Genomic DNA, 11434 nt, shown 5'->3' on the forward strand with positions numbered 1-11434 from the left:
GGTGTACCCGCAGGAGCCTTCCCACACCGTTCGGGTGGGCAATCCGGCCCTTTGTTAACTACTCACGCGTATGTCGACACACAAGACCGGCCGGTGCCCCTCGGCGCCCCAGGGTCCGGAGCGCACCCGTGCTGGGTTCGTTCCCACCGGCGGCGGGCGCTTCGAAGCGTGCGCGGCCCCCCGGCGCACGCGGGCGCCGCGGCGGACCGGGACACGCGCCGCGAGTGCGTCACCCGCCCCGCCCGGTGACCAGCGGCTTCCCCGAACGCGCCGTCCGCCACCCGTCCGGGGCGGGTCGGCACGCCCACGCCGTGCGTCGGCGGGGGCCCGTGACCGGTGGGACGGGCGGGGCGCAAGGGGCGCGCGAGGCGAGAACACCGCAGGTGACGTGGGGGCGAACCCGTCGGCGGGCGGAAACGGCCGGTTTCTTGCCCTGCCCGGCGACCGGCCCGGGGCGTGCGGTGCGACACGGGTCGCGGAGCGGCGGCGCGACGCGCGGGGTGAAGTGTGACAAGGCCGTACATGGGGCCGGAATCGGCCATGTCCACTGTGCGGTGAATCGTTTGGACGGGGCAGGCGAGGTACCCGTGTCCCCCGGCCTCCCCCGCGGACGGTGTCCGCGCCGGTACTGTCGGCTGCGATACCCGGACGCACACCGCGTCTCTCACGAACGCGCCGAGGTGGCTTGTGAAGGCTATCCGTCGATTCACCGTCCGACCCGTGCTCCCCGAACCCCTCCGGCCGCTGAGCGACCTGGCCCGCAATCTGCGCTGGTCCTGGCACACCGGAACCCGTGACCTCTTCCGCTCCGTCGACCCCGAACGCTGGGCCGCGGCCGGCGGCGACCCCATGCGCCTGCTGGGCAGCGTCCCCACCGAGCGGCTCACCGAGCTGGCCGGCGATCGCGACTTCCTCGACCGGCTCGCCGCGGTCGCGGACGACCTGGACACCTACATGACCGGCGACCGCTGGTACCAGCGGCAGAGCGGCCGGCTGCCCGCCGCCGTCGCCTACTTCTCCCCCGAGTTCGGCATCACCGCCGCCCTGCCCCAGTACTCGGGCGGGCTCGGCATCCTGGCCGGCGACCACCTCAAGGCCGCCAGCGACCTCGGCGCCCCGCTGATCGGCGTCGGCCTGCTCTACCGGCACGGCTACTTCCGCCAGTCGCTGTCCCGCGACGGCTGGCAGCAGGAGCACTACCCCGTCCTCGACCCGCACGAGCTGCCCCTGGACCAGCTCAAGGAGGCCGACGGCGCCCCCGCCCGGATCACCCTCGCCCTGCCCGGCGACCGCTCCCTGCGCGCCCGCGTCTGGGTCGCCCAGGTGGGCAGGATCCCGCTGCTCCTGCTCGACTCCGACATCGAGGAGAACGACCTCATCGAGCGCGGGGTGACCGACCGGCTCTACGGCGGCGGCAGCGAGCACCGGCTCCTCCAGGAGATGCTCCTCGGCATAGGAGGTGTCCGCGCCGTCCGCACGTACTGCAGGCTCACCGGGCACGCGGCGCCGGAGGTGTTCCACACCAACGAGGGGCACGCCGGGTTCCTCGGCCTGGAGCGGATGGCGGAGCTGCGCGCCGGAGGACTCGACTTCGACGCCGCCCTGGAGGCGGTCCGCGCCGGGACGGTGTTCACCACGCACACGCCCGTGCCGGCCGGCATCGACCGCTTCGACCGCGAACTGGTCGCCCGGCACTTCGGCCCGCACGCGGAGCTGCCGAACCTGGAGGTCGACCGCATCCTGCGGCTCGGCATGGAGACCTACCCCGGCGGCGAGCCCAACCTGTTCAACATGGCCGTGATGGGCCTGCGCCTCGCCCAGCGGGCCAACGGCGTCTCCCTGCTGCACGGCCAGGTCAGCCGGGAGATGTTCGCCGGACTGTGGCCCGGGTTCGATCCCGAGGAGGTGCCCATCACCTCCGTCACCAACGGGGTGCACGCGCCCACCTGGGTCGCCCCCGAGGTGTACCGGCTCGGCGCCCGGCAGATCGGCACCCAGCGCGCGGAGGAGGCGCTCAGCATCGGCGACTCCGACCGCTGGGACTCCGTCGCCGACATCCCCGACCAGGACATCTGGGACCTGCGCCGGTCGCTGCGCGAGCTGCTGGTGCTGGAGGTACGGGAACGGCTGCGCGCCTCCTGGCGGCAGCGCGGCGCCGGAACCGCCGAACTGGGCTGGATCGACGGCGTCCTCGACCCGGACGTGCTCACCATCGGCTTCGCCCGGCGCGTCCCGTCGTACAAGCGGCTGACGCTGATGCTGCGCGACCGGGACCGGCTGATGGACCTGCTGCTGCACCCCGAGCGGCCCGTGCAGATCGTGGTCGCGGGCAAGGCCCACCCGGCGGACGACGGGGGCAAGCGGCTCATCCAGGAGCTGGTCCGCTTCGCCGACGACCCGCGGGTGCGGCACCGGATCGTGTTCCTGCCCGACTACGGCATGGCGATGGCGCAGAAGCTGTACCCCGGCTGCGACATCTGGCTGAACAACCCGCTGCGGCCGCTGGAGGCGTGCGGCACCAGCGGGATGAAGGCCGCGCTCAACGGCGGGCTCAACCTGTCCGTGCTGGACGGCTGGTGGGACGAGTGGTTCCAGCCCGACTTCGGCTGGTCCATCCCCACGGCGGACGGCGCGGGGACCGACCCGGACCGGCGCGACGACATAGAGGCCGCGGCGCTGTACGACCTGCTGGAGCAGCGGGTGACCCGCACCTTCTACGAGCGCGGGCGCAGCGGGCTGCCGGACCGGTGGATCGAGATGGTCCGGCGGACGCTGAGCCTGCTCGGGCCGAAGGTGCTGGCCGGGCGCATGGTGCGGGAGTACGTGGACCGGCTGTACACGCCGGCCGCGCACGCGCACCGGGCGATGGACGCGGACGCGGCCCGGGAGCTCGCCGAGTGGAAGGCGGCGGTGCGGGGGGCGTGGCACGGGGTGACCGTCGACCACGTCGAGACGTCCGTGGCCTCCGCCACCGCCGAGCTGGGCAGCACGCTGGCCCTCCGGGTGCGGGTGGGGCTGGGGAGCCTGCGGCCGGAGGACGTGGAGGTGCAGGCCGTCGCGGGGCGGGTGGACGAGGAGGATCGCATCACGGACGCGGTCGCCGTGCCGCTGAAGCCGGTGGGTGTTCCCGGGGCGGGGGGCGAGTGGGTCTACGAGGGCCCGCTGGCCCTCGACCGGACGGGGCCGTTCGGGTACACGGTGCGGGTTCTTCCCAGCCATCGGCTGTTGGCGTCCGGGGCGGAGCTGGGTCTGGTGGCGGTGCCACCGGAGGATGTCGCCGAGGCGGCGGGCTTACTGATGCGGTGAGATGACGCCCTTCAGGGGCGCGGGGAACTGCGCGACCAGCCCCCGACGGCCGGCACCCGAGTACCCGTCGGGGGCGTTACGCTGCGAGGCGCCTTAGGGGCGCGGGGAACTGCGCGATCAGCCACGGATGGCCCGCGCCCGGCGGTGAACAGTGCCTGGCACTCTCGTGGCCGTGGGGGCGTTGCACACCTCGGTGCTGCGAGGTGCCGCCTGCGCCCACCCGTGCCGCCCCAAGCGGCACGACTGCCCGCAGGCGGAGGCGCCTTAGGGGCGCGGGGAACTGCGCGATCAGGCCCCGACAGCCCGCACCCGGCGATGGACAAGGCCCCGCACCCCCGTAACCCTCAGGCGTCCTCCACGCCTCGGGTCGCCAGGCGGCGGAGGGTCTTGCCGGCGCGGCGGGCGTACGCGTGCTGGAGGGACCGGGTAGCCGCGCCACCCGCTCGGGCGTACCAGCGGGCCGGGCGGCTGAACGCCGAGACCGTGAGCCACACCGTGCCGTCACCCGTACGGTGCACCACGAACGCCTCCTCCCCGCTCTCCGGATGCCCCGCCAGCGTCCCGTACGCCCACCCCGCCTCGCGGTACTCTTCCGCCGCCCACACGACCCGGCAGGGCGCCTTCACCAGCCCCGCCAGGGTGACGGTGACGTCGACGCCGGCCGCGGCCCGGTCCGCCGAGGCGTCGATGCCGACCCCCATCTCCCGGTGCATCTCGAAACCGAACAGCGCGTCCACCGCCTGGTGGAACACCTTCTCCCCCTCGCCGAGCCGCGTGCGCTCCCTCAAGTGGTGAAATCCCGGAGGGCAGAACTCGGGATCCCGGCTCGCGCCGACGTGGTCGTAGGTGAAGTCCGCCGAAGACATAGGACCCAAGCCTAGGCGGTGGCCCCGAACGCACCGGCGGCACCCGGAGCGAAGTGCTCCGGGTGCCGCGCGGCACGGGCGGGAACCGGCCTCAGCTGACGTTGACCGCCTTCCAGGCCGCGTTGACCGCCTTGTACTCCGTGCTGTTCGCGCCGTACAGCGCCGACGCCGCGTTCAGGGTGCCCGTGCGGGCCGCCTTGTAGTTGGTCGTCGAGGTGAAGTACGTGGTCAGCGCCTTGTACCAGATCTGCAGCGCCTTGGCGCGGCCGATGCCGGTGACGGTGGAGCCGTCGTACGTCGGCGAGTTGTAGCTCACGCCGTTGATCGTCTTCGAGCCGCTGCCCTCGGCGAGCAGGAAGAAGAAGTGGTTCGCCGGGCCCGAGGAGTAGTGCACGTCGACCGAGCCGAGGCTGGAGGACCAGTAGTCCTTGGACGCGCCGTCCTTGCTCGGCTTGTCCATGTACCGCAGCGGCGTGCCGTCGCCGTTGATGTCGATCTTCTCGCCGATGAGGTAGTCACCGGAGTCGGCGGAGTTGTTCGCATAGAACTCCGCCCCGGCGCCGAAGATGTCGCTGGTCGCCTCGTTCAGGCCGCCGGACTCGCCGCTGTAGCGCAGGCCCGCGGTGACCGAGGTGACGCCGTGGCTCATCTCGTGGCCGGCGACGTCCAGCGAGGTCAGCGGGTGGGTGTTGCCCGTGCCGTCGCCGTAGGTCATGCAGAAGCAGCTGTCCTGCCAGAAGGCGTTGACGTAGTTGCTGCCGTAGTGGACGCGGGAGTAGGCGGCCTTGCCGTCGTTCCTGATGCCGCTGCGCCCGAAGGTGTTCTTGTAGAAGTCCCAGGTGATCTGGGCGCCGTAGGCGGCGTCCACGGCCGCGGTCTGGTCGCTGGAGGAGCTGGAGGCGGTGCCGGTGCCCCAGGTGTCGTCCGCGTCGGTGAACAGGGTGCCGGTGCCGGAGGTGCCGCGCGCCAGGTTGTAGGTCTTGTGACCGCCGCGCGCGGTGTCGTACAGCTGGTACGTCGAGCCGGACTTGTAGGTGCCGAGGGTGACCGTGCCGGAGTAGAGGCTCTTGCCGGTGCCGGTGTGGACGGCCTGCCACTCGTGCAGCTTCTCGCCCGTGGTGGCGTCCGTGATCACGTGCAGCTCGTTCGGGGTGCCGTCCTCCTGGAGGCCGCCGACGACGGTCTCGTAGGCGAGGACGGGCGTGCCCTCGGCGGCCCAGATCACCTTGCGGGGCGCCGAGTCGGCCTCGGTGCGCGCGGAACCGGCCTTCTCGGCGGCGGCGAGCGCCTGCGTCTCCGCCTTGCCCGCGGCGACCTTCGGCGTCACGGAGGCGACGGCGACAGAGGTCTTCACGGCCTTGGTGACGGTTCTGGCGCCGCCCGCCGGCTCGTGCACGACGAGGTCGCCGCCGAGCACGGGCAGCCCGTCGTAGGTGCGCTCGTAGCGGGTGTGGACCGTGCCGTCGACGTCCTTGACGACATCCTTGACGATCAGCTTCTCCTTGGCGCCGAGGCCTATCGCGTCGGCGGTCCCGGAGGCCGTGGACTGCTGCTCCTGGATGAGGGAGGTGCGCGCGGAGGCGGACAGCAGCACGGGGGCGCTGCCCAGGACCGGCTTGCCGGCCGGGGCGGAGTCGGCGGTCGCGGTACCGGTGGCCAGGCCGGTGGTGAGCAGGGCGCCGGCCGCGACGGCGGTGGCGGCGGCCAGGGCGGTACGGCGACGACGCGCGTAGAGGGGAGTCACTCGAAGCTCCTCGGGGGGTGAGTGGGGGTGCCGGACGGTTGGGGGGCCGTCCGGGTGGTGCACCGAGCGAGGGAAGAGTGACACCCGCGACGCGTACATGTCATGAGGGTCGAATGATGTTGGCCGAAAGTAGCCGTCGGGCCGTGTGTTGCGGGTGTGTAAAACCGTGTGACCTCGGCAAAGGCGCAACCCTCGGTGCGTATGGGGTCGGCAAAAAGCGGCGCCGTCCCGGGCGGTCGGAACCACCCGGGACGGCGTCGCGACAGGGTCCGTACGACGACGGGATCCGTACGACGACGGAATCCGTACGACGACGGGGTCCGCCTACGGGAAGGTCAGGCTCCAGCCGTTGATGTAGCCGGTGTCGTAGCGGGCCGTGTCCTGGACCCGAAGCCGCCAGGTGCCGTTGGCCGTCTCCGACGAGGCGTTGACCGTGTACGTCTCGTTGATGTTGTCCGCCGAACCGCCGGTGCGGTTGCGGAGGCGGTACGAGGTGCCGTCCGGGGCCACCAGGTCGACGACCAGGTCACCGCTCCACGTGTGCACGATGTCCACCGCGACCTGGAGGTTGGCCGGCGCGTTGCCGGTGCGGCCGGTGACGGTGATCGCGGACGTCACCGCGGCGCCGGCGTCCGGGATCGCCACGTCGGTGGTCGACTCGAAGGTGGTGCCGCCGCCCCCGGGACCGCCGGAGCGGGTGCCGACGTTGACGGCCGCCCAGGCGTCCTGCACCGCCTTGTACTCGGCGCTGTCCGTGCCGTACAGCTCACCGGTCGCCGCCAGGGTGCCGGTGCGGGCCGCCGCGTAGTTCGTGGTGGAGGTGAACTTCGTGGTGAGCGCGCGGAACCAGATCTTCTCCGCCTTGGCGCGGCCGATGCCGGTGACCGGCAGGCCGTCGGAGGTGGGGGAGTCGTAGGTGACCCCGTTGATGGTCTTCGTACCGCTGCCCTCGCTCAGCAGGTAGAAGAAGTGGTTCGCCACGCCCGACGAGTAGTGGACGTCGATCGAGCCGATGCCGGAGTACCAGGAGTCCTTGGACCGGCCGTCCTTGCTCGGCTTGTCCATGTACCGCAGCGGGGTGCCGTTCCCGTTGATGTCGATCTCCTCGCCGATGAGGTAGTCACCCACGTCGGAGGAGTTGTTGGCGTAGAACTCGACGGTCGAGCCGAAGATGTCGCTCGTCGCCTCGTTGAGGCCGCCGGACTCGCCGCTGTAGACCAGGCCCGCGGTGGCCGAGGTGAGGCCGTGCGACATCTCGTGCGCGGCCACGTCGATCGAGGTGAGCGGGTTGGCGTTGCCGGAGCCGTCGCCGTAGGTCATGCAGAAGCAGCTGTCCGACCAGAAGGCGTTGACGTAGTTGTTGCCGTAGTGGACCCGGGAGTACGCGCCGACGCCGTCCCCGCGGATGCCGGTGCGGCCGTGCACGTTCTTGTAGTAGTCCCAGGTCAGCGCCGCCCCGTAGTGGGCGTCCGCGCCGGCCGACTCCGCGTTGGAGGGACTGCCGTTGCCCCAGACGTCGTCGGAGCCGGAGAACAGCGTCCCGGTGCCGGAGGTGCCGCGGTTGAGGTTGTACGTCTTGTGTCCGCCGCGCGCGCCGTCGGTGAGGTTGTACGTCGAGCCCGACTGGGTGGTCGTCAGGTCGACGGTGCCGCTGTAGACCGTGTGGCCGGTGCCGTTCTGCACGGCCTGCCACTCGTACAGCTTCTCGCCCGTGGTGGCGTCGGTGACGACGTGCAGCTCCTGCGGGGTGCCGTCGTGCTGGAGGCCGCCGACCACCGTCTCGTACGCGACGACCGGCTTGCCGTCCGCCGCCCAGATCACCTTGCGCGGGGCCCGGTCGACGTCCGCGCCCTCGGCCTTCTCGGCCTGCGCGGCGGACAGGGCCTGCGCCTCGGCCTTCGCGGCCGGCACCTTCGCGGCGGTGGTGGCGGGCTTCACCGCGGCGCGGGTCGCCTTGACGACCCTGTCCGCCTCGCCGGCCGAGTCACCCTGGACGATCAGGTCGCCGCCGAGGACGGGCAGCCCGTCGTAGGTGCGCTCGTAGCGGACGTGCACGGTGCCGTCGCGGTCCTTGAGGACGTCGCGGACGACGAGCTTCTCCTTCGCGCCCAGACCGAGGTCCTTCGCGGTCTCGGCCTTGACGGAGTCCGCCTGGCGCATCAGCGCGGCACGCTGGGCGGGGGTGAGCTTGACCGGCTCCGAGCCGGGCGCGGCGGCGCTCGCGGTCCGGGGCGCCGTGCCGGGGGCGGCGGTGGCGGCGCCGGACTGGACGGCCGTGGCGATCAGCGCGGCCACGCCGGCCAGGGCGACGGCGGCGACGCGGCGCTGCGCGGTGCGGGGGGTGCGTCTGTGGGACGTCCTGCTTCTCAACGCTGACTCCTTCTGCGGGGCCGCGGGGGTACGCGGCCTGGGGAGACCGGCCGGCGGGTCAGCCGGCCGGGCAGAACGGAAGTGCTCCGAGCAGTGACCGCCGCACAACGGGCAGCCGAAGCTGTGGGGTTGCTGTGAAGCGGCCGTGGGAAGAGTGGCAGGGGATCGCGGTTTCTGTCAGGAGCGCGTCAGGAAGTTGGCCGGATTCCGTTCGGTCTCCGGAAGGGGGCGTCCGTTATACGGACGACGGCGGGACGCCGCCCGTCCCGTCCCCGTGCCACGAGCGCCACAACGCCGCGTACACCCCGTCCTCCGCCACCAGGGTGTCGTGCGTGCCCAGTTCGGAGAGGCGGCCGTCCTCCATCACGGCCACCCGGTCCGCGTCGTGCGCGGTGTGCAGCCGGTGCGCGACGGCGACGACCGTACGGCCCTCCAGCACGGCGGCCAGCGCGCGCTCCGCGTGCCGGGCGGTCGCCGGGTCGAGCAGGGCCGTCGCCTCGTCCAGTACCAGCGTGTGCGGGTCGGCCAGCACCACGCGGGCCAGGGCGAGTTGCTGCGCCTGGGGTCCGTCGGTGGCGTGGCCGCCCTCGCCCAGCTCGGTGTCCAGCCCGCACGGCAGCTCACGTACCCAGCCGTCCGCGCCCACCACGGCCAGCGCCGCCCACAGCTCCCCGTCCCCGGCGTCCGGCGCGGCGATCCGCAGATTGTCCCGGACCGACCCCAGGAAGACATGGTGCTCCTGGGTCACCAGCACCACCTGCCGCCGCAGCCGCTCGGGGTCCAGCGCCGCCACCGGCACCCCGCCCACGGTCACGCTCCCGGCGGCCGGCGCGTCCACCCCCGCCAGCAGCCGGCTCAGCGTGGTCTTGCCCGCGCCCGACGGCCCGACCACCGCCAGCCGTTCGCCCGGCGTCAGCGTCAGGTCCACCCCCCGCAGCACCTCACCGCCCCCGTCGTACGCGTAGCGCACACCGGTCACGTCGATGCGGTCGTCCGCCGGGTCGGGAGCGTCGCTGCGCCCGGCCGCGCGCGGCGCCTGGGCCAGGCCCTCCACCCTGGCGAACGAGGCCCCGCTGGACTGGAGCTGCTCCAGCCGCATCAGCACCTCGTCCAGCGGGCCGCTCAACTGCAGCAGGTACAGCGACGTCGCCACGACCGCGCCCAGGCTCACCGCGTCCCGCGCGAGCAGCCATCCGCCGCACAGCAGCACCCCCGCCACCGGCACGATGTACGACAGCTCGACCACCGGGAAGAACACCGACCGCAGGAACAGCGTGCGCATACGGGCGCGGCGGGACGTCTCCAGCGCCTCCCGGCTCGCCCGGATCCGCCGCTCCTCCATCCGGAACGCCTCCACCGTGCGGGCGCCCGCCGCCGTCGACGCGACCACCTCCGCGACGTCCGAGTTGGCCGCGCCCTCGGCGAGGTACGCGTCCCTGGCCCGCCGCAGGTACCAGCGCAGCACCAGCCAGATCGGGGTGAGGCACAGCAGCCCCAGCGCGCCCAGCAGCGGGTCCACGACCAGGATCGCGACCATCACGAACAGCGACTGCACCAGGTTGACCAGCAGTGAGGGTCCGGCGTCGCGCAGCGTGGTGCCGACGGCGGTCACGTCCGCCGTGCCCCGCGTCGTCAGATCGCCGGTGCCGGCCCGCTCCACGACGGCGGACGGCAGCGCCAGCGCCCGGTCCACGAACCGCTCACGCACCCGCGCCAGCGTCCGCTCCCCGAACCGGTGGCCCACGTAACGGGCCCACCGGGACAGCAGCAGCTGCGCCACCGCGCACGCCAGGATGACCGGGGCCAGCCGGTCCACCACGGCGGTGCCGCCGCCCGCCCGCACCTCGTCGACGATCCGCCCGAGCAGCCACGGCCCGGCCAGCCCGGCGAGGGCGGCCGCGCCGTTCAGCGCCAGCACACCCGCGAACGCCCGCCCGTCGGCCCGCACCAGCTCCCCGGCGGCCCGCCGCACATCACCCGGCTCCGCCACCGGCAGTCGTTCCGCGCTCATCGGGGGACCTCCTGGGTGACGTTCCGTTCGGCGTCCCGGACCGCCGCGTTGGTCTCTGCCAGCTCCCCAAGCGTCCCCGGCACATCGCCCGGCTCCGCCACTGGCAGTCGTTCCGCGCTCATCGGGGGACCTCCTGGTGGGTGTCCTGTCCGGCGTCGTGGGCGACCTTGTGGCCGTGTTCCGGCTCTTCGGGCAGCCGGTGGTGGGCGCCGCTCGCCGACGCCTTGGCGGCGGTCGGGGGACGCCGACGGTCGGCCGGCGCGCGCTCCCCGGCGGCCCGCCGCACATCACCCGGTTCCGCCACAGGCAGTCGTTCCGCGCTCATCGGGCCACCTCCTCGGTGGCGTCCTGCTCCGCGTCCCTGGCCACCAGGCGTCGGTACTCCGGCTCACCTTCCAGCAGTTCACGATGCGAGCCGCTCGCCGTCACCTTGCCGTCGGACAGGAACAGCACCCGGTCGGCCCGGTCGAGGACCAGCGGTGAGGTGGTGACCAGCACCGTGGTCCGGCCCTCGCGCTCCGTGCGCAGCCGGTCGGCGACCAGCGCCTCGGTGTGCGCATCGAGCGCCGAGGTCGGCTCCACCGCCAGCAGCACCTCCGGGTCGGCGAGCAGCGCCCGCGCCAGCCGGACCCGCTGCCGCTGACCGCCGGACAGGCTGCGGCCCTGCGCGGACACCACCGAGTCGAGGCCGTCCGGCAGCCCGCGCACCACGTCGTCGGCCGCCGCCGCGTGCAGTGCGCCCAGCACCCGCGCGTCGGACGCCCCGCCCCGGCCCGCGACCACCTCGCGCAGCGGGCCCGCGAAGAGCGCGGCCTCCGGTTCGGCGACCAGGATCCGCTCCCGCACCCGGGCGAGCGCCACCTCGTCCAGCCGGACCCCGCCCCACATGACGTCGGACGGCGTGTACCGGCCCAGCCGGTCCACCACGGCCACCGCGTCCGCCGGCCGGGCACAGACCAGCGCGGTCAGCCGCCCCGGCAGCACCCGCACCCCGGACTGCGGGTCCTCCAGCGTGGACGGTTCGGCCGGCGGTTCGGCGGTGGCCGCGTCCGGCGGCGGCTGGATCCGCAGCAGCGCCGCCACCCGGCCGGCCGCGACCACGCCCCGGCTGAGGTAGTAGCCGCACTCGATCAGGAA

At 73.3% G+C, this 11434-nt stretch carries 7 protein-coding genes; 1 reads left to right on the forward strand and 6 read right to left on the reverse strand.

Features of this window, described 5'->3' with window-relative positions; translation table 11 throughout:
- The first annotated feature begins 687 nt into the window (after nucleotides 1–687).
- Complete coding sequence (locus ACQZOG_RS27910; RefSeq protein ID WP_058916975.1) at nucleotides 688–3306, forward strand: glycosyltransferase family 1 protein; 2619 nt, start codon at nucleotides 688–690, stop codon at nucleotides 3304–3306.
- A gap of 344 nt (nucleotides 3307–3650) precedes the next feature.
- Here the strand turns inward: ACQZOG_RS27910 and ACQZOG_RS27915 are convergent, their stop codons facing one another.
- The 6 genes from ACQZOG_RS27915 to ACQZOG_RS27940 all read right to left on the reverse strand — a co-directional run.
- Nucleotides 3651–4172, reverse strand: a complete 522-nt coding sequence (locus ACQZOG_RS27915) for a DUF1990 domain-containing protein (RefSeq protein WP_033276055.1) — start codon at nucleotides 4170–4172, stop codon at nucleotides 3651–3653.
- Between the two features lie 91 nt (nucleotides 4173–4263).
- A complete protein-coding gene (locus tag ACQZOG_RS27920; RefSeq protein ID WP_430741717.1) occupies nucleotides 4264–5916 on the reverse strand; it encodes a M4 family metallopeptidase in 1653 nt (550 codons plus the stop codon).
- 324 nt (nucleotides 5917–6240) lie between these two features.
- On the reverse strand, nucleotides 6241–8286 hold the full coding sequence (locus ACQZOG_RS27925; protein ID WP_430741718.1) for a M4 family metallopeptidase: 2046 nt from the start codon (nucleotides 8284–8286) through the stop codon (nucleotides 6241–6243).
- A 235-nt stretch (nucleotides 8287–8521) separates the two neighbouring features.
- The gene (locus ACQZOG_RS27930) at nucleotides 8522–10297 is read right to left on the reverse strand and encodes an ABC transporter ATP-binding protein (RefSeq protein WP_037641673.1); all 1776 of its coding nucleotides are present in this window, start codon (nucleotides 10295–10297) and stop codon (nucleotides 8522–8524) included.
- A 118-nt stretch (nucleotides 10298–10415) separates the two neighbouring features.
- Complete coding sequence (locus tag ACQZOG_RS27935; protein ID WP_033276051.1) at nucleotides 10416–10622, reverse strand: hypothetical protein; 207 nt, start codon at nucleotides 10620–10622, stop codon at nucleotides 10416–10418.
- A partial coding sequence (locus tag ACQZOG_RS27940) for an ATP-binding cassette domain-containing protein (RefSeq protein ID WP_430741929.1) occupies nucleotides 10619–11434 on the reverse strand: 816 nt, incomplete at its 5' end. The genes ACQZOG_RS27935 and ACQZOG_RS27940, both read right to left, overlap by 4 nt.

The organism is Streptomyces sp. P13-3-3, from assembly GCF_050571355.1.
Taxonomy (GTDB): Bacteria; Actinomycetota; Actinomycetes; order Streptomycetales; family Streptomycetaceae; genus Streptomyces; species Streptomyces althioticus.

What these genes read in the sequence shown, in the direction of transcription:
- ACQZOG_RS27915 (WP_033276055.1), bottom strand. Translation starts at nt 4,172, where the DNA reads ATGTCTTCGGCGGACTTCACCTACGACCACGTCGGCGCGAGCCGGGAT.
- ACQZOG_RS27930 (WP_037641673.1), bottom strand. Translation starts at nt 10,297, where the DNA reads ATGAGCGCGGAACGACTGCCGGTGGCGGAGCCGGGTGATGTGCGGCGG.
- ACQZOG_RS27935 (WP_033276051.1), bottom strand. Translation starts at nt 10,622, where the DNA reads ATGAGCGCGGAACGACTGCCTGTGGCGGAACCGGGTGATGTGCGGCGG.